Annotated in this window: 22 protein-coding genes, 1 tRNA gene and 1 pseudogene; 15 read left to right on the plus strand and 9 right to left on the minus strand. The window is 59.4% G+C overall.

What is annotated here, in order from left to right; translation table 11 throughout:
- Nucleotides 1-16: 16 nt before the first annotated feature.
- Genes GMET_RS16375 through GMET_RS16385 form a run of 3 tightly spaced genes read left to right on the plus strand, consistent with a single transcriptional unit; the run spans nt 17 to nt 2,841 of the window.
- Complete coding sequence (locus GMET_RS16375; protein WP_004512704.1) at nt 17-850, plus strand: CheR family methyltransferase; 834 nt, start codon at nt 17-19, stop codon at nt 848-850.
- Nucleotides 851-867: 17 nt separating this feature from the next.
- A complete protein-coding gene (locus GMET_RS16380; RefSeq protein WP_004512705.1) occupies nt 868-1,761 on the plus strand; it encodes an HDOD domain-containing protein in 894 nt (297 codons plus the stop codon).
- A gap of 6 nt (nt 1,762-1,767) precedes the next feature.
- Entirely contained in the window at nt 1,768-2,841 is a 1,074-nt protein-coding gene (locus GMET_RS16385; protein WP_004512706.1) for a protein-glutamate methylesterase/protein-glutamine glutaminase, read from the plus strand.
- Here the strand turns inward: GMET_RS16385 and GMET_RS16390 are convergent.
- Nucleotides 2,838-3,170: a hypothetical protein gene (locus GMET_RS16390; RefSeq protein WP_004512707.1), complete on the minus strand. Its 333-nt coding sequence runs from the start codon at nt 3,168-3,170 to the stop codon at nt 2,838-2,840. The genes GMET_RS16385 and GMET_RS16390 overlap by 4 nt on opposite strands.
- An 82-nt stretch (nt 3,171-3,252) precedes the next feature.
- On the opposite strand from GMET_RS16390, the gene GMET_RS16395 reads away from it, so the two are divergent.
- Complete coding sequence (locus tag GMET_RS16395) at nt 3,253-4,344, plus strand: CheR family methyltransferase (RefSeq protein WP_004512708.1); 1,092 nt, start codon at nt 3,253-3,255, stop codon at nt 4,342-4,344.
- Here the strand turns inward: GMET_RS16395 and GMET_RS16400 are convergent.
- Both GMET_RS16400 and GMET_RS16405 read right to left on the minus strand, forming a co-directional pair.
- Nucleotides 4,331-5,311 carry a beta-ketoacyl-ACP synthase III gene (locus GMET_RS16400; protein ID WP_004512709.1) on the minus strand — a complete coding sequence of 327 codons (981 nt, stop codon included), beginning with the start codon at nt 5,309-5,311 and terminating at the stop codon, nt 4,331-4,333. The two genes, GMET_RS16395 and GMET_RS16400, sit on opposite strands and share 14 nt — an antisense overlap.
- A 117-nt stretch (nt 5,312-5,428) precedes the next feature.
- On the minus strand, nt 5,429-5,749 hold the full coding sequence (locus GMET_RS16405; RefSeq protein ID WP_004512710.1) for a hypothetical protein: 321 nt from the start codon (nt 5,747-5,749) through the stop codon (nt 5,429-5,431).
- A gap of 181 nt (nt 5,750-5,930) precedes the next feature.
- Here GMET_RS16405 and GMET_RS16410 point away from each other — a divergent pair, with 181 nt between their 5' ends.
- A complete protein-coding gene (locus GMET_RS16410) occupies nt 5,931-6,515 on the plus strand; it encodes a HEAT repeat domain-containing protein (RefSeq protein WP_011366171.1) in 585 nt (194 codons plus the stop codon).
- A gap of 22 nt (nt 6,516-6,537) precedes the next feature.
- On the opposite strand, the gene GMET_RS16415 is transcribed toward GMET_RS16410, so the two are convergent.
- Nucleotides 6,538-7,884, minus strand: coding sequence for an HD-GYP domain-containing protein (locus GMET_RS16415; protein ID WP_011366172.1), 1,347 nt, complete (start codon nt 7,882-7,884; stop codon nt 6,538-6,540).
- Nucleotides 7,877-9,550 carry a HEAT repeat domain-containing protein gene (locus GMET_RS16420; RefSeq protein ID WP_011366173.1) on the minus strand — a complete coding sequence of 558 codons (1,674 nt, stop codon included), beginning with the start codon at nt 9,548-9,550 and terminating at the stop codon, nt 7,877-7,879. Before GMET_RS16420 ends, GMET_RS16415 begins: the two co-directional genes overlap by 8 nt.
- 177 nt (nt 9,551-9,727) lie before the next feature.
- Between GMET_RS16420 and radA the strand changes: the two genes are divergently transcribed.
- The 4 genes from radA (at nt 9,728) to GMET_RS16440 (ending at nt 13,569) form a co-directional block, all read left to right on the plus strand.
- Nucleotides 9,728-11,068, plus strand: coding sequence for a DNA repair protein RadA (gene radA / locus GMET_RS16425; protein ID WP_035468633.1), 1,341 nt, complete (start codon nt 9,728-9,730; stop codon nt 11,066-11,068).
- A gap of 101 nt (nt 11,069-11,169) precedes the next feature.
- Nucleotides 11,170-11,526, plus strand: coding sequence for an RNA polymerase-binding protein DksA (dksA, locus tag GMET_RS16430; RefSeq protein WP_004512716.1), 357 nt, complete (start codon nt 11,170-11,172; stop codon nt 11,524-11,526).
- 57 nt (nt 11,527-11,583) lie between these two features.
- Entirely contained in the window at nt 11,584-13,410 is a 1,827-nt protein-coding gene (locus tag GMET_RS16435; RefSeq protein ID WP_004512717.1) for an ATP-binding protein, read from the plus strand.
- 83 nt (nt 13,411-13,493) lie between these two features.
- Nucleotides 13,494-13,569, plus strand: a tRNA-Ala gene (locus GMET_RS16440).
- Nucleotides 13,570-13,912: 343 nt separating this feature from the next.
- On the opposite strand, the pseudogene GMET_RS19310 reads toward GMET_RS16440, so the two are convergent.
- The 4 genes and pseudogenes from GMET_RS19310 to GMET_RS16455 all read right to left on the minus strand — a co-directional run.
- A pseudogene (locus tag GMET_RS19310) lies at nt 13,913-14,035 on the minus strand (IS5/IS1182 family transposase); the annotation flags it as partial.
- Nucleotides 14,036-14,058: 23 nt separating this feature from the next.
- Entirely contained in the window at nt 14,059-14,853 is a 795-nt protein-coding gene (istB, locus tag GMET_RS16445) for an IS21-like element ISGme4 family helper ATPase IstB (protein ID WP_004514800.1), read from the minus strand.
- Nucleotides 14,850-15,875, minus strand: coding sequence for an IS21-like element ISGme4 family transposase (gene istA / locus GMET_RS16450; RefSeq protein WP_004514801.1), 1,026 nt, complete (start codon nt 15,873-15,875; stop codon nt 14,850-14,852). The genes istB and istA overlap by 4 nt, the downstream gene beginning before the upstream one ends.
- A gap of 81 nt (nt 15,876-15,956) precedes the next feature.
- A complete protein-coding gene (locus GMET_RS16455) occupies nt 15,957-16,970 on the minus strand; it encodes an IS5 family transposase (protein ID WP_148206087.1) in 1,014 nt (337 codons plus the stop codon).
- Nucleotides 16,971-17,544: 574 nt separating this feature from the next.
- On the opposite strand from GMET_RS16455, the gene GMET_RS16460 reads away from it, so the two are divergent.
- The 6 genes from GMET_RS16460 to GMET_RS16485 all read left to right on the plus strand — a co-directional run bounded on the left by GMET_RS16460 (nt 17,545) and on the right by GMET_RS16485 (nt 25,412).
- Nucleotides 17,545-18,357: an enoyl-CoA hydratase-related protein gene (locus GMET_RS16460; protein WP_004512507.1), complete on the plus strand. Its 813-nt coding sequence runs from the start codon at nt 17,545-17,547 to the stop codon at nt 18,355-18,357.
- 43 nt (nt 18,358-18,400) lie between these two features.
- Nucleotides 18,401-20,173 carry a sigma-54 interaction domain-containing protein gene (locus GMET_RS16465; RefSeq protein ID WP_004512508.1) on the plus strand — a complete coding sequence of 591 codons (1,773 nt, stop codon included), beginning with the start codon at nt 18,401-18,403 and terminating at the stop codon, nt 20,171-20,173.
- Nucleotides 20,174-20,620: 447 nt separating this feature from the next.
- Nucleotides 20,621-21,376: an IclR family transcriptional regulator gene (locus tag GMET_RS16470; protein ID WP_004512509.1), complete on the plus strand. Its 756-nt coding sequence runs from the start codon at nt 20,621-20,623 to the stop codon at nt 21,374-21,376.
- Between the two features lie 85 nt (nt 21,377-21,461).
- Nucleotides 21,462-21,770 (plus strand): DUF485 domain-containing protein, encoded by a 309-nt coding sequence (locus GMET_RS16475; RefSeq protein WP_004512510.1) that lies wholly within the window; start codon nt 21,462-21,464, stop codon nt 21,768-21,770.
- A gap of 9 nt (nt 21,771-21,779) precedes the next feature.
- The gene (locus GMET_RS16480) at nt 21,780-23,747 is read left to right on the plus strand and encodes a solute symporter family protein (RefSeq protein ID WP_004512511.1); all 1,968 of its coding nucleotides are present in this window, start codon (nt 21,780-21,782) and stop codon (nt 23,745-23,747) included.
- Between the two features lie 492 nt (nt 23,748-24,239).
- Entirely contained in the window at nt 24,240-25,412 is a 1,173-nt protein-coding gene (locus GMET_RS16485) for an isovaleryl-CoA dehydrogenase (protein WP_004512512.1), read from the plus strand.
- Nucleotides 25,413-25,421: the final 9 nt, after the last annotated feature.

Below are 25,421 nucleotides of genomic sequence, written 5' to 3' on the forward strand. Positions count from 1 at the left end.
CGAAGAAGGGACGCCAGTGACACTCTCTGACAAGGATTTCGAGGTCCTCAGGGACTTCATCTACAATCACTGCGGGATATATTTCCACACGAGCAAGAAGTATTTCCTGGAGAGCCGCATTACTCGGCGGATCGAGGCAACCAGCTCACCGAACCTCATGACCTACATGGGGCTCTTGAAAAGTGGCCCCGGCAAATCCGATGAACTGCTGAAACTCCTGACCGAAATAACCACGAACGAAACCTGCTTTTTCCGCAATCCTCCCCAGTTGAAGGCTCTGGAAAACGTCTTTCTTCCCGAGATCGTGGCGGCCAAGGGGAAAATCGGCTTCCGCAAGCTCAGGATCTGGAGCGCAGGCTCCTCTTCCGGCGAAGAGGCCTACACCATGGCCATGCTCCTCCTGGAGAAGCGGGCCACGATCCTCAAGGACTGGATCATCGAGATCGTAGGGACCGACATCAGCGAGACGGTCCTAGCCCAGGCCCGGGAAGGGGTCTACAACGCCTACTCCGTGCGCAACACTCCCGATTATTACAAGAAGAAATACTTTCGTCAGGAACCGGGGGAACGCTATGTCCTCTCCCCCGACGTGAAGAAGCTGGTGAGCTTCAATCACCTAAACCTCTACGAAGACGCGAAGATGGTCTTCATGAAGAGCTTCGATTTCATCTTCTGCGCCAACGTCCTGATCTACTTCGACCTGGCATCCAAGACCAAGGTAGTGCAGCACTACTACAACAACCTCCAGCCCTACGGCTACTTCTTCGTGGGGCAATCGGAATCCCTGCACGGCGTGAATGACAAGTTCAAAACGGTCCACTTCCCCGGCGGATTTGCCTACAAAAAGTGAAAGGTGGAACGGATAGCGTGGAACAATTGAGCAAAATGGAAAAAGCCGCGGCTCTGATCCGCGGCATGACTGATCTCCCCACCATCCCCGCCGTGGCCACCCAGGTCCTGTCGCTCCTGGACCAACCCGACGTGGAGATCGACCAGGTGGCCGAGCTTCTCCTCACCGACCAGGTCATGGCGGCCCGGGTCCTGAAGATGGTCAACTCTCCCCTCTACCGGCCAGCCACGGTCATCACCTCCCTCAAGGGGGCGCTGGTCTATCTGGGGTTGCGGCACATCAGGGAGTTCATCCTCACCTGCTCCTTCATCCAGAGCTTCGAGGGAAAAGAGGGAGTGCTCGGGGTAAAGCCCTTCTGGGAGCACTCCTTCGGCGTCGGCATCGTAGCGCGGCTCATCGCCGCGAAGGTTGGATACCACGATACGGAGAAGGCCTACATCGGCGGCCTCATCCACGACATCGGCGAGGTCTTCCTGAGCTATTACCTGAAGGACAAATTCCAAAAGGTGGTAGACGCCATCAGGGAGAGCCCGGTGCAACTGGTGGAGGCCGAGGAACGCATTCTCGGCACGACCCACTGCGAGGTGGGACTCTGCCTGGCCCGGGAGTGGCATTTCCCCGATGACTACTGTGAGATTGTCGCCTGCCACCACGCCCCCCGCGAGGCCACAAACGCGCCGCGGCTCGTCGCCATCGTGAACCTGGCGGACCTCTTCTGCACCGTCCGGAACCTGGATTACGGCGGGAAGGAGTGGACCAGCTTTTCCCTGGCCGATGAGCCGGCCTGGGCCATGATTCAGGAACAGGGGAAGAAGCTTGCGGAGTTTGACGTGGAACGGTTTTGCTACGAACTGGACGACCAGGTGGAGGAGATCCGGGAACTGGTCACGAACATCTTCAAGGACAGGTGACAAAGCATGCTTCCGAATCAGGAAAGAAAACTGCGCGTACTCGTTGTGGACGACTCGTCCTTCATGCGGATGGTCATCCGGAGCGTGCTGGAGAAGGATCCCGCCATCGAGGTCATCGCCGTGGCCATGGACGGGGTCGAGGGGGTGGAAAAGGCCCTGGCCCTCAGACCGGACCTCATAACCATGGACATCGAGATGCCCCGGCTCGACGGCATCTCAGCCCTCAAGGAGATCATGGCCAAGGCCCCGACCAGGGTTCTCATGGTCTCCACCCTCACCTGCGAGGGTGCCAAGGCCACCTTCGACGCCCTCGACGCCGGCGCCATCGACTACATCCCCAAGAACGTCACCGACAGCATTGACGCCCAGAAAGCCTTCAAGGAGGAGCTCCTGCGGAAGGTGAAGGGGTCCGGCATATCGATCCTCGGCAGGCCCCTGGTCTCCCCTTCCCCTCGCCTCGTGGTGCCGCCGCGCCCTGTGATAATCCCCCGACCGGCGGGGCAGCGGTACCAGTACGTGGGAATCGGCGCCTCCACCGGCGGGCCGGTGGCCGTGCAGGAGGTTCTCGGACGGATCCCGGGCAACTTCCCCCACGGGATCGTGGTGGCCATCCACATGCCCAAGGCGTTTACCGGCCCTTACGCAGAGCGGCTCAACACCAAGTGCTCCCTCCAGGTAAAGGAGGCGAAGGCCGGCGACATCGTCCAACCGGGCGTTGTGCTCGTGACCCCAGGCGGGATGCACACGGCGCTGGTCCGCCAGGGAAGCACCGTCGCCATCCGGACCATTGCCACGGCCGAGTATCCCCAGTACATCTACATCCCGTCGGTGGACCACATGCTGACCACCTTTGCCGACGCCTGCAACGGTTCACTCCTCGGGGTCATCCTTACGGGGATGGGAGCTGACGGTTTCAAGGGAATGAAGCACCTAAAGACCAAGGGGGGAGGAACTATCGTTCAGGATGAGGCCACCTCCACCATCTACGGCATGCCCCGGGCCTGCATCGAGGGGGGGGTGGCCGATACGGTCCTGCCGCTCACCCAGATCGGCACCGAGATCACGAAGATCGCAGGTTAGCGCCGGGCAGTAAGGGCAAGGCCCTCTGGAAGGAGACGAACGCGGCACCGGGAGAATCCGAGCCGTTTGAGGCGAAAGAGGAGAAAAGGGGCAGCCAGGGCCGGGCATCCGGGGAAAAAGAGCGAAAGATCCCCCTCAGCATTCACGGCCCGTCCGGGGTCAGCCAGGATGGGGGGGATGCCGGCAGGCGCCACGGGGGTAAAGCCCGGCGGGACGGAAGGAAGATGAGAGGCGGCGTTCCGCAGAGGGGCGCCGCCCCTTTTCGTCCGGGGCCAGAGGGCATTGAACGCGATGATGACAAAGAGTTTCATTCCGGAGAAAAGGGCCACGCCGTCACCTCCTGCATCCTCTCTGGACAGGGGAAAATCCGTTGCATAGAATGGCTTCCGAATAGAGCCCCACGGGAGCCCGATGAAAAATCCTCACCATTTACCACGGCCGCACCCGCCGGCGTGTATCCGTCCAGTTACCGATCCGGACGAAACGCAGAAGGCCCTGCGCCGCCTCCTGGTCCCGGGGGTCCTCGACGACCATGACCTGCAGCAGCACATCACCCGCCTCGGAGAGCGGTTTCGCGTCTATGCCGGCACGGTTCCCTTCGGCCTCTGGGGGGAGGGGCTCGCCATCACGGCGGAGATGCGCGCAACCACCGATCTCCTTCTTCCCCTGAAAGAGGTGCGGCGGGCCTTCCGGCTGCTCCTCCGCCGCGCCCTCCCCTTCGCCCCGGACATCGGCGGCACGCCCCTGCAGACGGCCCCCTCGTGGCCCGACTGCCTGGAGCGCCTCGATCCACCCTTTCGGGAACCAAATCCGGCCCGGCTCCTTGCAAAGCTTGCGGACGACGCGGAGTTCCGTACCCGTTGTATCTTCTCCCTCTTCGTTCCCCGCCGCCACGGGGCCAACGCCGACCGCTACCCTGCCCAGGGTGATTTTCTCCGCCAATGGCTCGTGACAAGGGGCAGAAGGTTCGACAAGCGGCTCCGATGCCTCGACGCCGCCTGCGGGGCCGGCGAAGGGACCTACGGTCTGGCCCGTCTCCTGGCTGAAACGGGATTGGAGCCCTACGGCTTCCGCATCGTGGGCGCCAGCCGAGATCCCCTTGAAATCTTCGCGGCGGCCCACGGCTTTTTCCCCCATGATCCGCCACGACAGGAGGCCTTCCGCCTGCTCAGGGACGAGCTCCGCCCAACCGGCGCCCTCGGGCGCATCCGGTTCATCGCCGCAGACCTGACAGCCGATGCCGGTGGCACTGAAACCTTCGATGTCATTCTCTGCAACGGAATTCTCGGCGGGCCGTTCATGCACGAACGGCGGATTCTGGAGCGGGTCGTGGCGGGGTTGGCGAACCGCCTGGCACGGGGGGGGATCATCCTGGCGGCCGACCGCTTCCACGACGGATGGAAGCGGATCGTGCCGCCAGAGCTGCTCGTTGAAATCCTTACCGGCAAGGGACTTTCGGTGGTAACGGCCGGCGAAGGAATAGCGGGAATCAGAGGCGGATAAGGGCGCCTCCCCAGGAAAGTCCACCGCCGAATCCCATGATGAGGACCAGCTGCCCCGGCTTGAGGGTGCCGTTACGGAGGTTCTCGTCCAGGGCAAGCCCCACCGAGGCGGCAGCCGTGTTGCCATAGCGGTCCAGGTTCAGAAGGAACCGCTCCTTGCCGAGACCGGTCTTCTTGGAGATGAAGTCGATAATCCGGACATTGGCCTGGTGGGGGATGATGTAGTCGAGGTCGCCGACGCTCACCCCTGCCCTGGTGGTGACCTGTTCGATGATCCGGGGGATGACGTCGGTGGCGAAGACGAAAACCTGCTTGCCCGACATTTTGAAGGTGTTGTCGTGAGCGGCGATAGTCTCTGCGGTGACCGGACACCGGGAACCCGACGAGGGGACCTGGATCAGCTCCCACCCGCCGCCGTCGCTGAAGATCATGCTCTGGAGGATTCCCCGCTTCTCCTCGGTGGCGCCAAGGATGACGGCGCTGGCTCCGTCGCCGAAAAGGGGGCAGGTCCCCTTGTCATCGAAGTCGAGGATCTTCGAATAGGTGTCGGCGCCGATCACCATGACCCGTCGGTACTTGCCGGAGCGGATGAAGTTGTCGGCCGTTTCCACGCCGAAGATGAAGCCGCTGCAGACGGCGTTCATGTCGAAGGCAACGGCGTTTTTGGCGCCGATGTTTTTCTGGACCATGCAGGCGGTGGCGGGGAGATACATGTCGGGGGTCGAGGTGCCTACGATGATGCAGTCGAGCTCGCCCGGTTCCATGTTGGCCCGGGCGAGGGCACTGCGGGCCGCGGCGGTGGCCAGGTCAGAGGTGGACTCCTTGGGAGACGCGAAGCGGCGCTCCCGGATTCCCGTACGGGATGCGATCCAGGTGTCGGCGTCATCCACGAGGTAGTTGAAAAAATCATTGGGAACGACCCGCTCGGGAACGCACCCGCCTGTTGCCACGATTTCGGCATAAATCATCGCACCGCTCCATTCTGACCAGTGATACACATAAGCCCCCTGAACGGGGGCTCCATGCTAACTCGTTAGTTTATCTCATAGTTTACATGATTTTGTCAAACGCAATTATAAACCAGTTTACTCTCCTTTTCGTCGGCCCACAAAGGCGTCGACGACAGCGAAGCACCAGAGAGCCGCGAAACAGGCAAGGAGAATACGTGCTGCCGGCGCACCGGCGGCGAGCTTGCGGGTAACGGCGTTCGGATCGACACTGCCGGCCAACTGGGCTTCGAGGAGCACCGGCCCCATCCCCTTGAGGACCAGAAAAAAGGCTCCCAGGAGAAAGATATTGGCGAGGGCGATGAGTATCCCTCCCTTCACCCGCTCACCGCGGACGACCTGGCCGAGACCCGGCAGGACAAAAGCGGAGAGAAGGGCAGCTTTCACGTCCAGTTTCATCGTGTTCCTTTCAATCTGAAGAACGGCATTCGGAATGATCACGGAGAGACGGAGAACTGCTTCTTGAACAGCTTATCCCCGGGGCTGCTCCGTTTTCTCTGTTTCGCTGTGTTATCAAATGCTTTTTCCTGGATTAATGGGGTTGTTGATCCGGGGGAATTCTGCTACTAATGCCACAGTCATGGAGTCTAACGCAACGGGAAAACGGCGCGAGCGGCTCGTTCCGCTCCTGAAGGATCCGGCCGGCGACGTGAGGGAAGCGGCGGCAGCGGCCTTGGAGCGCCTTGAAGGGATCGGCAGCTTTGCCGAGGTGGCCGAGCTTCTGAAAAAGGGAGACCGGGGAACCAAGGTGAAGGCCATCTACGCCCTCGGCAAGATCGGCGGCGAGCGGGTCCTCCCCCCCCTCATCTACTGCGCGTCCCGCCCGGAAGAGGACATCAAGTCGGCCGCCATCGAGGTTCTCGGCGCATTGGGCCATCCCCGGGCGTTTCCTGCCCTGGCCCAGGGACTCCAGGAAACCAGTACGGCGATTCGGGCGAAAGCAATCGCCGCCCTTGGCAATTACCCGACCCCGGAGGCAACGCGCCTCCTCATCCCCTTCCTCGACGCCGGAGACGGCTTTCTCGATGCCGAAGCCGCCCTGGCCCTCGGCAGAATCGGCGGTCCAGACCTGGAAGAACGGCTCCTGGCCCTTCTCGACTCACCCCATCCGCAGACCCGCCAGGCGGCCGCCACGGCCCTCGGCATGCTTCCTCTCCCGGAGTGACCGGCCCACAAGCCAGCGAGCCTCACTCAAGGTAGCGGGACACCTCGACAGCAGCCAGGGCAGGATCCACCACGGCGACGATTCCCACCCCCTCCTCACGGGCCAGATCCTTCACCACCGGCGACGGCAGCACCCTCCCCAGGCCGTCCTTCACCACCTTTACCATCGGCCGCTCCCCCCCGGGGGGAGGAGGGCGGAAGACCACCGCAATCTCGTTCGTGTCGAGCCGCACCAGGGTGCCGACGGGATAGCGCCCCATCATTCCCGTGAAGGTCTCCACCAGATCCGGGTTGAGCTGGGTTCCGGCAAGTCCCCTGATCATCTCCACGGCTTCCCGGGGGGTGAGGGGAGGCTTGTAAACCCGCAGCGTGGTGATGGCATCGTAGCAGTCGGCTACGGCAATGATCTCGCATGAGCGGCCGAAGGGAAGCTCCTTGGCCCAGCCGGGGTAGCCGGTGCGGTCGAAACCGAGGTGGTGCCCCAGGACCGCACGGGCAACACCGGAACTTATCCCTTCCATCTCATCGATGATCCGGGCGCCGTCCTCGGCATGCCGCTTCATTACCTCGAACTCTTCAGGGGAAAGCTTCCCGGGCTTGTTGAGTATCTTCTTCGCCACCCTCGTCTTGCCCACGTCATGGAGGAAACCCGCCATACCCAGCTCCCGCAACTCCTCTTTCCCCATGCCGAAGGCGGCCCCCAGGGCCATGGCAAGGATTCCCACGTTGACACTATGGAAAAAGGTGTAATTGTCGTAATCCTTGATCATGGCAAGCCCCAGGAGTGTCGACGGTTCCCGGATGGTGAGGTCGGCCACCCGGTCCACGACGCCGTGGAGCATCTTCGTGCTGGGGATCCGTCCGTTCTCGATATCCTCAAAGAGTGCGCTGACGGCGGTGATAGCCTGCCGGTAGGTGGCCGAGGGATCGAACTCCTCCGCCTCCTCCTGCCGGTGCTCTTCCAGCTCCAGAGCCACGTGGCCCCCCCCTCGCCGGGCAAGCTCCGCCGCCAGGCCCCCCCCCGTGAGTTCCCGTCGGGACAGAAGGGCCACGAGTGCCGCCAGTTCGTCAGGGACAAGGCCCCGCAGGAAGGTGACGGCCCGGATTTCCCGTGCCGTGAGAATCCCTGCCAGTTCATCCACTGAAGCGGTGGGAGTAAAGAAGAGGTGCTGCTCCAGGAAGAGAACCCCGTCGTGGATGCCAAGGCGGACATCGTTCCTCCCCCTGAGAATTTGCTCTAAAATTGTGCAGGTCTCTCGCAGGGGCTGGGCAATGGCAGGATGGGCCTCGGGATAGAGGGAGTACCCCTTCACGGTGCCCGCCAGAAGAAGAACCACCCGTTGCGCCTGGGCCAGGGACAAATCAGTCATGGGCTCCCTCCTGCTGTCGCTGCCCTATGGCGCCGACGGCCCCGTCGCAGGCCGCGCCGAGGCGCCCCCCCTTGGCAGCCAGCTCCGAAAGAAGGGGAAGCGTTGCCGTATCACCAATTTGGCCGAGGGCGGCGGCGGCAAGGCAGCGCAGTTCCTCTCCCCGCCGCCGGGAAAACCAGTGCCGACTCCCCAACAGCGCCACAAGGGCGGGAACGGCCCGCCGGTCGCCGATCTTGCCGAGGGCGGCAAGAGCAACCTTCTTGAGGGAGAACGTGCTTGCAAAGAGATCCCTCCTGGCCACGACGGCAAGGAGCGGCTCCACCGCCCGGCCGCTCCGGAGCGCCCCAAGGGAGACTGCTGCAAGGCGTCGTAGGGCCGGATCGCGGGACGAGTCGAGACAGGCAATGATCGCCTCCTCCGCTTCGGGACCGCCGATGCGCACAAGGCTTCTGAGGACCTCGCGGCGCACCCCCTCAGCGGGATGGCCAAGGCATTGCCGCAGTTCCGCCAAGCAGCCACCCGCGCCGATCTCGCCGAGAATCTCCGCCGCCGTCTGAACCACGGGATCGCTCCCGTCGGCAAGAAGTTCAAGCACGGGCTCGACCGCCTCGTCTCCCACGGCCAAAAGCCCCAAAGCAAGATTCCTGAGGGGACGGACCCCTTCGGCGCAGCGAAGCCGCGCCGCCAGGGGAGCCGCTGCCCGGGAGCCCAATTCGGCGAAGAAGGGGAGAAGGCGGTCCCCCTCCGTGGCCCCGTGTTCCTCCAGGTGCCGCACGAGAAAACCGACCATCCCCGTCCCCACCGTCTGGTCGAAGGCGAGGAGGGCGCTGCCGCGCCGGGCGAGTCCCATCTCCCCGTCATTGGCCTGCTGCAGTAGACGCTCAAGGAGCGGAAAGAGCCGCTCGAATTCGCTGTCGTCCTGAAGGCGGAGGCACTCTTTCACGAAAGCCCGACTGAGCTCGCGATAGCGTTCGTCATCGGGCTCCCGCGCCATGAGTTCGATGAGCTCTTCAGGAGTCGTCGTTTGCTGCTCCCAGGCACCGTCGGCATGGAACTCCGCCGCAGGGATCACGGAAAGCGCCGTATCGATCTCTGCCTCCTCAATTTCTTTCAGAAACGCCTCGCCAGGCTGCCATTCCCCGACAGATGGTCCCTGCCCCGCCGCGGCAAAGGAGTCCTGAATTTCCTGCCGCTTGCGGCCGATGGCGGACAGATCGATCTCATTGGCCCAGATGGTGGTGATCCCCCGTTGCGCCATGAGCGCCTCCATGCCGCCGGCAGAGGGAATGCTCCGATAATCGAGGGAAAGAAGGGAAAGAAAGGACTCCAGGTCTGTCAGGGTGAGGTCTGCCAGAAACGCGATGCGGCGAACCCTCCGGATAAAGAGCTCCCGGGCGAGGGCCTGGGCCATGGGATTATCCTCCACGGCCGCTTCCCCGTCGGGAACGGCAAAGCCCCCCTTGCCCACCGCCAGCAGAAGATGCTCCTCCCCCACGGCCTCGCGAAGGGCGCCGAAGGCAAGACGGAGGCTTTCCGCCCGGAGCGGATGCCCCGCAGGGTAGAATCCCATGGCCTTGAGGGCCTTGTGGAGTTCGGCCAAGGCAGCACCGCGACGACGTGAGGCGGCATTATCACGTCGGTTGTGCTGCTCCTCCCGAGTAACCATCTCTGTCTCCTTTATGGTCGGGACAACGCCCACGCACCTGTCAAAGGGAGCACGCCGGCGACAACTTCCTGACACGGGTTGTCCTGTGGCTCCGTTGACAGACACTCCGAATCGGTTTAGAACTGAGCATTGCGCCACCCCTCGAACCCGTTGCGGAGGATAATCCGTTTGAAAACCATGACATTGTATGTCTGCCAGAACTGCGGATACCAGTCGGCCAAGTGGCTCGGTAAGTGCCCCGACTGCTCCGCCTGGAACAGCCTCGTGGAAGAGGTGCGGGGCAAGGGGAAAGGCCCCTCCGCCCCCCTCTCCGGCGTGGCGCCGGTCCCCATCTGCGACGTGGCGGGGGAGGCGGAAGAACGGCTCCCCTGCGGCATATCCGAGTTCGACCGGGTCCTGGGCGGAGGGTTAGTGGCCGGCTCCGTCATCCTTATCGGCGGCGATCCCGGCATCGGAAAATCAACCCTTCTCTTGCAAGTGATGGACCACTTGGCGCGCACCGTCGGACCGGTCCTCTACGTTTCCGGCGAAGAGTCGGCCCGGCAGGCGAGGCTGAGGGGAGAGCGGCTCGGTATCCGGGCAAAGGAGCTTCTCATCCTGGCCGAAACTGCCCTCGAAACAGTGCTGGCCCAGATCGGCGCCGTGGCCCCCCGGGCCGTGGTCATCGACTCCATCCAGACCATGTACGCCCCGGGGCTCGAATCGGCCCCCGGAAGCGTGAGCCAGGTGCGGGAGTGCGCGGGGCGCCTCATGGTGGCGGCGAAACGGAGCGCCATCCCCACCTTCATTGTAGGGCACGTCACCAAGGACGGCTCCATCGCCGGCCCCCGGGTCCTGGAGCACATGGTCGACACGGTCCTCTACTTCGAGGGGGACCGGGGGCACGCCTTCCGGATCCTGCGGGCGGTCAAAAACCGCTTCGGCTCCACCAACGAGATCGGCGTTTTCGAGATGAAGGAGGGGGGACTCTGCGAGGTCCGCAACCCCTCGGAAATATTCCTTTCGGAGCGCCCCCTGGGGGTGTCCGGCTCCGCCGTGGTCACCACCATCGAGGGAAGCCGTCCGCTCCTGGTGGAGCTCCAGGCCCTGGTCACCCCTTCCTCCCTGGGGGTTCCCCGCCGCACCACCCTGGGGGTCGACGCCAACCGTCTTGCCCTCCTGGTGGCCGTCCTCGACAAGAAGGTGGGACTCCACATGGCGGGGCAGGACATCTTCCTGAATGCCGCCGGCGGGGCGAGGGTAAGCGAACCGGCCGCCGACCTCGGTATGGTGGCCGCCCTCGCCTCCAGCCATCTGGACAAGGTCATCGATCCCCAGACGGTGGTTGTGGGCGAGGTGGGACTGGCCGGAGAGGTGCGGGCCATAACCCAGCCGGAAACCCGGGTACGGGAGGCGGCCAAGCTCGGCTTTACCCGGGCCGTCATCCCCGCCGGCAGCCTCAAGCAGGTGACCGCCGTGGAGGGGATGGAAGTAATCGGGGTCAAATCGGTTGAAGAGGCCCTGGACCGGCTCCTGTGAGCCTCTCCCCATTACCGGCGTCACATACTTTTTACTTTACTTGACCGCACAATCCCTTTATTATCTGTACGATTAAGCGTCATAAAGGGGAGACACGCGGCATGGACAAGGAGAAGCTCGAATATTTCAGATCGATCCTCAACGATGAGATCCGATCGCTCCAGGAAGAGGCGGGAAAAACCGTCTCGGAAATGACCGTCGACTCCACCAGCTTCCCCGACCCCACCGACCGGGCAACCCAGGAGTCAGACCGCAACTTCGAGCTCCGCATCAGGGATCGGGAGCGCAAGCTCATCAACAAGATCCGGGAGGCCCTCGAACGGATCGAGGACGGCAGCTTCGGCACCTGCGAGGTCTGTGGAGAGGATATCAGCGAGGCGCGCCTCAAGGCCCGTCCGGTCACCACCCTCTGCATTGACTGCAAAATGGAGCAGGAGCGGAAAGAAAAACACCCGTAATCTTATCCTTTCGTCCCGCTTACTCCCCGTAGCATCTACCCGTGCCCCGGAGTCCGGATGGCTGCTCAGAATCAATTCAAGATAGCCAGCAATGCGATTCGGATAGCCAACTCCACCGAACACCCTCACCATGTCCGGCTGAAAGCCTTCGCGCACCTCATTACCGAAGCCTTCCACTGCTCATCGGCGACCATCTACCTGGCCGACGAGAGAGACCACCTGCTCCACCGAAAGATATCCACTCTCCTCCCCGACGAAATCAGCGATTGCATTATCCCCTTCGGCAAGGGAGTTGCAGGACGATGCGCGGCGCATGCCAGACCAATCTACCGCGGAATCTCGTCATTGCACCCCCACGAGCCCTCCCTGGGCACCGAACACCAAGTACATGCCCACCCCATCATCGACGGAGAGCGACTGCTGGGGGTCCTGACCATCGGCCTCCCCGACACCACCCTTCTCGACGGGGAGGATCTCGAACTTCTGCAGGTCCTCTTGATCGAGGCCGCCGGCATTATCCGCCGCAAGCGCTCCCGCGATGACATGAACAAGCGGCTTGAGGAGTTTTCTTTCCTCTACCGCATCAGCAACGCGATGCTCTCCACCATCAAGCTGAACCGACTCGTGCACCTGATTCTTTCAGCCATCACGTCGGGGACCCCCCCTGTTTTCGACCGTGCCATGCTCTTTCTGGCCAACGAACGGACCGAGATCCTCCAGGGAATGACCGGCATCGCCCGGGCCGGGGGACCTGAACCGCCGGCGGACCTGCCACCCGCCCCCACGCCGGATTCCCTGAACGTATCAGACGAAGAGATTGCCCTCCTACAGCAAACCGAATTTTGCAGACTTGTCAAGGCGACGCGGCTTCCCCTGGACAGCACCCAGAACCACATCTCCAAGGCAGTGCTCGACAGGCAGCTGGTCCTTGTCCGCGCCCCCCGTCGCGAATCCCCCATTGACCGATCCTTCAACCGGAAGTTCGGCGGTACCCCATTCGCCATCGCCCCACTCATCGCCCACAATCAGGTCATCGGCGCCATCGTCGTCGACAACTGCACCAGCGGACGCCCCATCACCCCCGATGAACTCAATCTGCTGCAACTGTTCACCAACCAGGCGGGAATGGCGGCGGAAAACTCCATCCTCTACAACCGGCTCGAAGAAACCAACCGCAATCTCCACGAGACCCAGGAGCGCCTCCTGCAGGGGGAGAAACTGGCTGCCATCGGCCAGATGGCCGCCGGAATCGCCCACGAGATCAAGAACCCTCTCGTTTCGGTAGGGGGCTTTGCGGGACGGCTGAAAAGGAGATTCCCCGCCGATACCGAGGAATGGCAATACGCGGATCTCATCACCCGTGAAGTCCAGCATCTGGAAACCATGCTGACCGACATCCTCTTCTTCTCGAAGAAGACGACCATCTGCTACAGCCGGTGCAGCATTAACCAGATTATCGAAGACGCCCTCTCGGTGGTCGCTCTCCCCATCGAGGAAAAAGGAATTAAGGTTGAAAAAATCCTGGCATCGCGCCTCCCCTCGGTCCTGGGCGACTACCAGCAGATCCGCCACGTTTTCATCAACCTGTTCAGCAACGCCAATGACGTCATGGAGCCTGGGGGCGTCCTGGAAATCGAGTCCCTCCCCGCCCAGATCGACGGAAGCCGAGCCGTCTCAGTCAAGGTTTCCGACACAGGAGCAGGGATTCTCCTTGAACATATCCATACCCTCTTCAGCCCCTTCTTCACCACGAAGGAAAAAGGGACCGGCCTCGGTCTGGCTATCGCCCACAAGATCATAACGGCCCATGGAGGCACCATCACGGTTAAAAACCGCGAGACCGGAGGAGCTGAATTCACCGTCGTCATCCCGGTATCCCCCTAACTTTGCCCTTTTCAAGAGAATCAGTTTACGGTATAAACACGATGTTGTGTTTGTCTAAACAGGAGCATTTACAATTCAATAACGGGGATGTAGCTCAGCTGGGAGAGCGATGCGTTCGCAACGCATAGGTCGACGGTTCGATCCCGTTCATCTCCACCAATAATAACAAGGGCTTACAGCTAATGCTGTAGGCCCTTTGTTCTTTTCTGGCAACAACTGTTGCCGCTTCGTTGCCTTCTGTGACGTAGATAAGGAAGGAATAGGATGAAATAAAATGGATGGCAACCCAGAAAAAAACAAAAGCCTCGTGTCTGGCCGGCACGGGGCTTTTAACAGGCCGTTGTAAAACTCCTTCATTTCCAGGGCAATCCCCTTCAAGGAGATCATTTTAGGCCGATAGTTGCATTGATCTCGCCCTATTCGTTCTTTGAAACTTTGCTTTTTACCTTGATTTGGCCTTTTCGGGCGGGCTTTGCGACCAAGAGTCGCATTATTCCCCTGATTATGCCGTTTTCGTCCCGAGATTGCGCAGCCGGACCAGATTGTATGCCGCAATGGCCATGGTGAAGTACCAGTTGTCAACGGCAATCGAAAATTGACCCACTTTACCGGTTGATCGGCAATTGAAAAATGACCCACCTTCCTGGGTTAATCATCCATCTGGGGTGTCGGCAGTTGCTGCCCGAGAATGCCAGCTCGGCGCTTCTCTTTCAATCGGTAGCTGTCACCCCTGATCTGAATGACATGGGCGTGGTGCAGCAACCGGTCGAGCATTGCTGATGTGAGTGCCGTGTTGCCGCCGAAAGCCTGTTCCCATTCCCCAAAGCTCAGGTTCGAGGTGAGGATGACGGAACCTGTTTCGTACCTTTTGGCGATCACCTGAAAGAACAGGTTTGCCTGTGTTTCGCTGAACGGAAGGTATCCAATCTCGTCGATGATGAGTAGTCTCGGCCCCAGGACACTGCGCCGCATTACTTCCTTGTACCGCCCCTGGCGCTGGGCGCTTTCGAGTTGCAGCATCAGGTCCGCAGCGGAAATGAAGCGCACCTTCACGCCGCACTGGGTTGCCCGGTAGCCGAGGGCAATGGCGAGGTGAGTCTTGCCGGTACCGCTGGGACCGAGCAGGATTACATTCTCCCGACGCTCCAGAAACGCCATTGCCGATAGGTCCAGGATTCGCTGCTTCGGGGCGCCGGTGGCAAAATCGAAGTCATAATCCTCAAGGGTCTTGATCGCGGGAAAGCCCGCGAGCTTTGCCATGGTGTGGCGCGAGCGCCCCTGCCGGACGTCGTTCTCGGCCTTGAGTACCTGCTCGAGATAGTCGATGTATGACGACTCCTGCTTTGCCGCAGCATCGGCAAGGTCGGCGTACACATCGGTCACCGCCAGAAACTTCAAGTCGTCGCAGAGGGTGACCATACGCTGGTGCTGGATGTCGCTCATAGCCGCCCCTCCTGAAGGATCTGATCATAGAAGGAGGCGGGGCGCTGAAGTGGGATCACCGGCCACGGCATGGGAGTGATGACTTCCGGCTTGCCCTGCTCAACCTTAACCCTTGGCGGCAGCGGCGACATTGCCGCGCGCTCGATCTTGAGACGATCGCAGGGGCGCTCGCTGGTCTCGCCATGGATTCGGCAGTTGGCTACGTCATTAAGCCAGTTACGGACCTCGATGTTGGCGGTCGCGACATCGAGAGTTAATCCTGCCTGCTTAAGGCGCGAGACCAGCGGATAGTAGAAGCTGTACCGCAGGTAGCGGTTGAACCGCTCGACCTTTCCCTTGGTCTTGGCGCGGTACGGCTTGCACAGCCGGGGGATAAACCCGAAATGCTTGGCTGTGTCCCACAGGCCGGAGTGGAAGCGGTGCTTGCCCTCGCCGAAGGCGTTTCGCTCCAGAACCACAGTCTTCATGTTGTCATAGAGCACTTCACGCGGGACGCCGCCGAAGAAGGAAAATGCCATCTCATGGCACTCACGAAGGACATCAAAGGCCTGGCTGGTGGTGAAGACGACGAACGAATCGCGGCTGAAACCAAGGGTTCCAACGAACGCGTACAATGGGTGTTTACCCCTGCGCAATTCGCACCAGTCGGCTTGCATCTGCTTGCCGGGCTCCGTTTCAAACCGGACAACCGGCTCCGGAGTGACACGGGAGTAAAGTGTCGCCAAAAACGTTCTTACGGTGCGCTCGCAGCCATCGTAGCCAAAGCTGGCAATTTCCCGAGCAAGCACCGGAGCAGGAATCCGGTGTGGCAGCGCCGCCTTCACCCGCTCTTCGAGAAAGGCTTTAAATGGATCTAGCTTCCCCGGCCGCTTCGCCCGTTCTTTGTATCTGGGATCGGCCGTTGATCTGAGGAACTTCCTGACCGTGTTTCGGCATAGCCCGGTGATCCGCGAGATCTCCCGGATGCTTTTGCCCTGTTTCTTGAGAATTCTGACTTCCATACACTCTTCCTTTCCGATCATGCCGACCCTCCAGGTCGGCTAGGTTATCAGGAAGAGTGGGTCAATTTTCAATTTCCGAGGTGGGTCATTTTTACATTGCCGCTAACACCAGTCGACTTTCGCTATTCCCCGATGCCGGGTCTTGCGGAGATTGCCGACAGTCTTGAGCCAGCCGAAGGCCTCTTCGATCCGCTTGCGAATCCTCAGGCTGGTTTTGTAGCCTTCGTGGCGGGTAGTCCTGCCATCGATGGCTGAGCGGCGGTTAGCGGTGTTCTGAGCAATGTGAGGGGTTACCTTGAGTGCTCGCAGATCTTTGACGCACTCTTTGGTGTCGTAGCCCTTGTCGCCGCCCATGGTGATCCGCTTGTTACCGGCGACGTCTGCGATCATCTCGACTGCGGTATCCCGCTCAGCGGTACCGGTTGCGTGGGTGATTCTGGCATCGACGATGATCCCGTTGCGGTTCTCCATGAGAGCGTGCCCGTGGTAACTGAGCTTCGCCTCTTTGCCCGAGCTTCTCCTGGCAATCCGCGCATCCGGATCGGTGGTGGAGGCATGGGTGTCGTTTTTGAGCTTTTCGCCGTGGAAATCACGCTCCGTGTTACGACCCACTGGAGGCTTTGGTCCATCCTTGGGCCGAAAGCTCTTGATAGAAGCCCACGCCTCGATGAGGGTGCCGTCAACGCTGAAGTGCTCGTCGGACAACAGCTTTGCCCTTCGGGCCTGCTCAACTACTTTTGCCAAGAGCAGCCGTGCCACGTCGGTATCGATCAACCGCTCCAGGTTGGTGGAAAACGAGGAGTGGTCCCAGACCTTCTCGTCCAGGGCCAATCCCACAAACCAGCGGAACAGGATGCTGTAGCTGATCTGCTCCACCAGCAGACGGTTACTCCTGATGGTGTACAGCGCCTGAAGCAGAAGTGCTTTAAGCAACTGCTCAGGAGGAATCGAGGGCCGGCCGGTGTGGGAGTACATGGCCTCGAATTGCGGGCTGAGCTCTGCAAGGGCCTTATCCACCATCGCCCTGATCGACCGCAAGGGGTGGTCCTTCGGGACGTACGACTCAGGGGAGAGATAACAGAACAGAGCTTCGGTTTTTGTCTCGGCGCCGCGCATAACTTTTCTCCTGTAAATTCAGATTGTTACGCGTAAAAATATAGCACAGTTCGCTAACCTATTGAATCAAAAAGGTTTAGTTTTTCAACAACCTGTTAAAGGTTGCTGACTCCACAGGATTTTCAACAATGAGCTTTTCCATTATTGAATCGCTAATGAATATATATAAAGCCGTTTTAAATGCAATTGACATGCACGTAAAATGTATGTAAGTTCCGCCCAAATGTTAATGTATGTCCGTTACCGCCAACACACCAAGTCACAGCGCCGCATTACATAAGCAGCCGTGAAACGTAAACTTAAAACCAAGCAACACTTACCAGTAGATGCAACCGTATCTTGGTCGCGAGAAACCCTAATGGCTGGAACTGAAACGGAAGGAAAGGTATTTCTGCCTGCTTGGCGGAGCAACAAGATCTGATCATCTGCGTGGTTAATTGGGGCTTTCTATTCATCCTTTCCTAGTTCATGGCGGCTTTATTTGTGACATCATCTGCAACCGGGAAGTCGACAACAAATTCGGCCACTCGACCGACGAACTTGTCAAGGAATTCCAGCAGGGAGAAGAATGACAATGGCAATGCCACAACTGACCGATGCGACCCTTGAACTTTCAGAGCGAGTGGCGCTCCTTACTTTTTGCCGTAACGACGTGCGCAACGCCCTGACGGGAACCACCCTGGTGGATGACATCCTAGCGACCCTCGATTGGGCCAACCGGACACCGGAGGTATCGGTGCTGGTAATGACCGGCGAGGGAGCAGCATTTTCTAGCGGTGGCAACGTGAAGGAGATGAGGGACCGGCAGGGAATCTTCAGCGGCTCTTCCATGACCATCCAGGATCAATACCGTCGCGGGATCCAGCGGATTCCTCTGGCCATGGAACGGGCAGAGATTCCCCTTATTGCGTCGGTGAACGGCCCCGCCATTGGCGCAGGATTCGATCTCGCCTGCATGTGCGACATTCGCATCGGCTCATCGGAAGCAGTTGTCGGTGAGACCTTCATCAATCTAGGTATCATCCCCGGCGACGGGGGGGCTTGGTTCCTCCAACGGCTTGTGGGGTATCAGCGGGCAGCTGAACTTACCTTTACAGGGCGTCTAGTGGATGCCACAGAAGCGCTGAAGCTTGGGATATTTCTGGAGGTGACCGAACCGACCCAGCTCATACCACGGTCTCATGAGCTGGCGAGCCGCATCGCCAGCAAATCCCCCCATGCCGTACGCATGACCAAGCGGCTTATGAAACATGCCCAGCGGGGAGATCTGGCCGATTTCCTCGATCTGTGCGCCTGTTTCCAAGGGATGGCGCACCATACCGACGATCACCGAGAGGCCATCAATGCCTTCCTCGAAAAAAGGGCTCCCGTCTATGCAGGCAGGTGAACCTCGAAACGGAAAACAGGTTGTCATGGATCAAGAGGAAATAATGGAGAGAAACGGCGCTTCTGAAAATATGCACAAAAAGGCCGGGGAGGCTGGAATTATCCGACTTGACGCCGAACTGGGGATCGTCTCCCTGGACGAAACCTCCGGAAGCCTGATCGGAAGCCCTCCCGAATCTCTTCTGGGACGGAGAATCGACGGGATAGTCGACTTGGCGAACCTGGGCAAACTGATGCACAACGGCATCAGCTTCAGCAATCAGGTCATCGTTGCCGGTGACCGGCGTCTCGCCTGCGATTACGTCCCCATCGTGGAGGATGACAGGATTGTCGGCGGAGTATTGACGGTACTCGGCGTACTCCCCAAGGAGACCGACGGCTCTTCGGACGACCTCAAGGAACTTCTTCGCTCTGCCGGCGCTTTCATGGACCTCGACTATCACGGCATCATCATCCTCGACCGCAACGGCACGGTCGTAATGGTAAACCAGTCCTTTGCCGAGGTGCTCGACGCCACCCCGCAGACCATGATCGGCAAGCATGTCCATCAGGCTTATCATAATTCACAACCCTCCCGGATGCCGGTCGTGATGGAAACCGGCAAACCGGAGATCAGCTCCCACTACATGAACGGCAAAGAGGTCTTTGCCAGCCGCTACCCTCTTATCAAGCAGGGGAAAGTGATCGGTTGCGTGGGAAAGATTCTTTTCAAGGATGTCCGCGAGATCTCACTCCTCGCGAATCGGCTGCAGAGTGCCCGAGAGAAAAAAACTCCCGCGAGAGCAATTGCGGAAAAAGGTTCCCTTTTCAAATACGACATTGACAGCATTGTGGGGCAGAGCGCCAAAATCGCCGAACTGAAGGAGACCCTTCTCAGGGTAGCCCCCAAGAACTCCAACGTTCTCTTGAGGGGAGAGAGCGGGACGGGGAAGGAACTCTGCGCCCATGCCATCCACGCTGCCAGCACACGACGCTACGCCCCCTTCGTCAAGGTGAACTGCGCCGCCATCCCTGACCACCTCCTGGAATCGGAACTCTTCGGTTACGCGGACGGGGCCTTTACCGGGGCCAAAAAAGGAGGGCAGGTCGGCAAGTTCGAGCTGGCCGACACCGGCACCATCTTTCTTGACGAGATCGGTGACATGCCCCTTGCCATGCAGGCAAAACTTCTCCGAGTTCTTCAAGAGCGGGAACTGGTCCCCTTGGGAAGCACCGTCCCAAAGGTAGTTGATGTGCGAGTCGTGGCGGCAACCAACAGCAACCTCGAACAGTTGGTCAGCGAAGGGAAATTCAGGGAGGACCTCTATTATCGGCTTAATGTGGTCGCCCTTACCATTCCTGCGCTGAAGGACAGAATGGAAGACATCTACATCATCACGAAAAATTTCATTGATCATTTCAACGCTGAATTCGGCCTCTCCGTCCAGGGAATCGACAGTGAAGCGTGGGAGGTCCTCAAGCACCACAACTGGCCCGGCAATATCCGCGAGCTTCGCAACGTGCTCGAAAGCGCCTTCAATGCAGTAAGCGGCCCTCTCATCACCAAAGAAAACCTCCCAATCCGTCTCGCCCAACTCTGCCCACATTCCACGCTGCCCCATGAGTTTGCGCCTGGAGAGGATCTGGAAAGTTACATTCGACAGCACCTGGGAAAGAAAAACATTAGTGATATGATGGACGACCTTGAACGGGTAATCCTGGAAAAAGCCCTTGAAATCTGCAACGGCAACAAGCTCCACGCCGCTCAACTCCTCGGCATATCCCGCCCAGGTCTCTACAAAAAGCTCCAGAAGTACCCCTCACTGGAAAAAACATAAGACGTATATGAGTATACCGTCGCCGAATTGCCATTCAATGGCCATACAATAACGTTCTATTCATTTCACACATCCGAAGCCCTACATTTCAAACCTTTTCAAACGACAGACAGGCTTTCAGATTGACCAAGGCTTTAATCAACACTGTAAACTAAAGCATCATGTGTATCTAGCTGTAAACTACGTCTAACTATCTATACTTACACGGCTTACGGCACACACCCCCCTTTTGGCAGCCTCCACTGCTTACCTTTGTTTACACAGCCTCACCCCTCCGGTTACCGCCCCCCTGCCAGGAGTCAGCCTGATTTTTTCATTAATTTCAGGCGACTACCCACAAAACGCACGACAAGCCAAACTAAAAACGATGTTTGGTATTTGAATTGCTTTGTTTTAACGTCAACGGAATGAGCTTCATTCTCCCCACAATGATGCCGAGGCGAATACATGAAACAGGATCTCTCACTTCACCAGACAGGATCAGTGGAACACGTCATCGCACTGCTGGAAACACTGACCGAAGACACTCCGATCCACTCTGTGGCCACCATCTCGTCGCGGCTCGGCATTAGCCGCAATAAGGCGTTTCGCCTCCTCGCTACCCTTGAGTCCCGAGAACTCGTGGAAAAGGACAAGCATGGCTCATACCGCCTCGGCACCGCGGCTGCGGACCTGGCTCGACGTCTTTTGGACAACGTGAACATAATCGGCCACGCACGGCCGGTGCTGAATGAACTGGCGAGAAGACACGGAGAGGCGGTCTACCTGTCGGTCCTGAAGGACGACGACGTGATATTTCTCGATGTTGCCGATTGTGCCGGGGTAGAAGGTTCCGGCTCCCTTGTCGGCAAGCGGTTCCCCTCCCTGGCCACCAGCGCCGGCAAGGCAATCCGGTCGCTCCAATCACGGGATCTGCTGGAAAAACTCCTGGGAGGGAAGCGCGGGCGTCAGCGCTCCGTGGATCTGGAGGCGATCATCGGTGAACTTGAAGTCATCAGAAAACACGGTGTTGCCATTGACGAGGGGGGGGGAACCAGCAGCGCGGCAACGGCGGTACGAGACTATACCGGAAAAATTGTTTGCGCCCTGACGGTGCTCGGCCCGTCGGTCAGAATGCTTAGGGACCGCATCGAGAAGGAAATTGCACCGTCCCTCATGGAGGGTGCTGAGGTGCTTTCTCTTAGATTCGGCTATGCGAAGTAACGGGAAAGGAGAACGAAACGTTTGTGCGGAACGGATGGGGAATTGAGTCGGCAATACCAATACACTTGGAAAAGGAGCGGTGACCATGGCAGCAGATCAGCATAACTGGACCAAAATAGCCAATCATCCCAGATTCGTGGAACTCCACCGGAAAAAGATGGTTTTTCTCTACGGCTGGTGGGCATTTTCTGCCGGATTCTACTTCCTGCTCCTCCTTGGAGCGGGATACACTCCCGGATTCTTCGGCCTTGAAATCATCGGCAACATAAACGTCGGCTACCTCCTGGCCCTTGCCCAGTTCGTCGTAAGCTTCGGCATTGCCATTCACTACGGCAGGGTTGCCGACAGGGACTTCGACAGGCTCACCCAGGAGCTTGTCAAGCAAATCGGATAGGAGGGTATGATGAAACGATTGGCTCCATTTTGTATTGCAGCACTTCTCATGGGGGGCGCAGCCGTCGCAGCCGAACCAGCCAAGCAAGCGACACCCTCCCAGACCTCCGCCGTTTCCGCGGCGGCCCCGGCGCCAGCCCCTATGGCATCCGCGGCGGCCGCGACGGCCAAGAGCACTGCCGCCCCCGCAGCCGGCGCGCCCGCCAAGATCAAGACCAACAAGGCCATCACCCTCAGCATGTTTGCCCTCATCGTCCTCGCCACCCTGGGGGTCGTGGTCTGGGCAGCCAGGAAGACCCAGACCGCTGCCGACTACTACACAGCCGGCGGCGGCATCACCGGCCTGCAGAACGGTTGGGCCATCACCGGCGACGTGGTCTCGGCTGCCTCGTTCCTGGGCATGTCGGGACTCATCTCTCTCTACGGGATCGACGGGTTTCTCTACTCCACCGGACCGATCCTCGGCTTCGTGACCATTCTCCTCCTCATGGCTGAACCGCTCCGCAACGCCGGTAAGTACACCATGGGTGACATCCTCTGCTTCCGGGCCTCCCCGAAGCCGGTCCGGGCCGCGGCGGCCATCTCCACCGTGGCGGTTTCCACCTTTTATCTCCTGGCCCAGATGGTGGGCGCCGGCAAACTGATGCAGCTCCTGTTGGACATCCCCTACAAGGTGTCGGTCATCGGCGTCGGCACACTCCTCATTATCTATGTGGTGTTCGGCGGCATGAAGGCCACTACCTGGGTACAGATCATTAAAGCGTCTCTCCTTCTGTCCGCTGCGGTGCTTCTGTCGATATTGGTGGCGGTCAAGGCGGGGATGAACCCCCTGCGCCTCTTTGCAGACGTGGTCAACAGCGGCGCTGTTCAGGATCATGTCAGGATCGCCGTGCTCAAGCATCCGCTCCCCGAGCCTGGATTCGATTACGGCAGGCGCTTCCTCCAGCCAGGCCTCTTCCTGAAGAATCCCCTCGACCAGATATCGCTGGGCCTCGCTTGGGTTCTGGGAGCCGCCGGCCTCCCTCATATCATGATGCGCTTCTTCACGGTGCCCAACGCCAAAGAGGCGCGTAAGTCGATCCGGGTCTCGGTTTTCCTTATGGGTGCCTTTTTCATCATGACTACCTTCCTCGGCTTCGGCGCCGCCATCCACATCACCCCCCAGAAGGTCGCAGCCATGGACAAAGGTGGCAACATGGCGACCCTCCTGCTTGCCCAGTACCTGGGCGGGGGTGAAGGCTCCATTGGCGGCGACCTATTCCTCGCCTTCGTCTGTGCGGTGGCCTTCGCCACCATCCTGGCCGTCGTCTCGGGGCTGGTGCTTGCGGCCTCCGCCGCCATTGCCCACGACATCTACGTAAACATCGTAAAAAACGGCAAGGCCGACCAGAAGGAACAGGTCCTGACCGCCCGCATCACTTCGCTTGTGGTGGGCACGGCCGCCATCTGGCTGGGAATCGCCGCCGAAAAGGAGAATATCGTCGCCCTGGTGGCCCTTGCCTTTGCCGTGGCCGCATCGGGTAACTTCCCGGTCATCATCCTCTCGCTCTTCTGGCGCAAGTTCAACACAGCGGGGATCGTCTCGGGCATTGTGGTCGGCACCATTGCCGCAATTGGCCTCGTGCTGGTCTCTCCCAACATGACCTACCCGAAAAAAATCGCAGCCGATGCCAAGAATGTGATTGATACCCTGGAGAAAAAGCAGGCGACCGGCGAGATCCTGGCGGAGAAGGATCTGAACGCCCTGAACAAGGCACGAACCGACTACACCAAGAACAAGGACGGCAAGTCGATCATGGGGCTGGACAATCCGCTCTTCCCGCTGAAGAACCCCGGCATCGTCTCTGTCCCCCTCGGCTTCCTGGCCGCCATCATCGGCTGCCTGGCCTTCAGGGATCGCCGTGCCGAAGAGATGTTCGACGAAATCTATGTACGTCAAAATACCGGAATTGGTATTGCCGAGGCAATAGATCACTAATTATGTACCAAAATATTTATAATATGTCATAGCCATAACATTCAATTCACATCACACACAAGAGCACACGGATAATTATCTGTGTGCTCTTCTTTTTGTCATATTATTTTTCACAATATGCATTGATGTTATTTATTTGTTCCATGCGATGTCTACTTTTGTAGACTCTGTAAATTTCAGTAAAACCGTTTGTTAACTGCATAATAATTGAAGGTTTTTGGCACAACGGGCAAAACCAGTCAAAACACTGTTTACCTTTATTTACACTGCAACCATTACCACCAACACCCACCCTCGCTAGCTCACTTTTTATTTATCAAATATTTACAGACTGTTACAAATATAAGCGCTCAAACAATTGCCTACAAACAGTGTTTGGCATTGCCATTGCTTTACCTTTGCGTAAATAGCACACACACGGAAATCAGGCATGCAACCCTCTTCTCTCATAAGAGGGCGCCATTTCCGAAAAAAACACAGGAGGGAGCAACGATGAAAGCATATCCAACTCTTAATTTCGATCTCGGCGAGACCAGCAGCATCCTCAGGGAAACGGTAAAGGAGTTTGCAGCTAAGGAGATCACGCCGCGTGCCACCGACATCGACCGGGACAACCACTTCCCCATGGACCTCTGGCCCAAGATGGGGCAACTGGGGCTCCTAGGGGTCACTGTTTCCGAGGAGTACGGCGGCGCCGCCATGGGGTACCTGGAGCACGTCATCGCCATGGAGGAGCTCTCCCGGGCTTCGGCCTCGGTGGGGCTGGCCTACGGCGCCCACTCAAACCTCTGCGTCAACCAGATCTTCCGCAACGGCAACGAGTCCCAAAGGCGGAAGTACCTCCCCAAACTCATCAGCGGCGAGCACGTGGGCGCCCTGGCAATGAGCGAGCCCGGCGCCGGCTCCGACGTGGTCAGCATGCGCCTGCGGGCCGACAAAAAAGGAGACCGCTTCATTCTTAACGGCAACAAGATGTGGATCACCAACGGCCCCCACGCCGACACCCTGGTGGTCTACGCCAAGACCGACATGAACGCGGGCCCCCGCGGCATTACCGCCTTCCTCATCGAGAAGGGATTCAAGGGGTTTTCCACGGCCCAGAAGCTGGACAAGCTCGGGATGAGGGGCTCCGACACCTGCGAGCTGGTCTTCGAAAACTGTGAGGTACCCGAAGAAAACATCCTCGGCGGCGTGGGCCGGGGGGTCAACGTACTCATGAGCGGCCTCGACTACGAGCGGGCGGTCTTGGCCTCCGGTCCGCTGGGGATCATGCAGGCCTGCATGGACGTGGTCGTCCCCTACCTCCACGAGCGGAAGCAGTTCGATCAGCCCATCGGCCAGTTCCAACTCATGCAGGGGAAGATCGCCGACATGTACACCACCCTGAACGCCTCCCGGGCCTACGTCTACGCCGTCGCCAACGCCTGCACCCGTGGCGAAACAAGCCGCAAGGACTGCGCCGGCGCCATCCTCTACGCAGCGGAAAAGGCCACCTGGATGGCCCTGGAGGCGATCCAGTGCCTCGGCGGCAACGGTTACATCAACGAGTACCCCACCGGTCGCCTCCTGCGGGACGCCAAGCTCTACGAGATCGGCGCCGGCACCAGCGAAATCCGCAGAATGCTCATCGGCCGCGAACTGTTCGAGGAAACGGTCCACGCCTGAGGAAGCGGC

It is taken from the genome of Geobacter metallireducens GS-15, from assembly GCF_000012925.1.
Classification (GTDB): Bacteria; Desulfobacterota; Desulfuromonadia; order Geobacterales; family Geobacteraceae; genus Geobacter; species Geobacter metallireducens.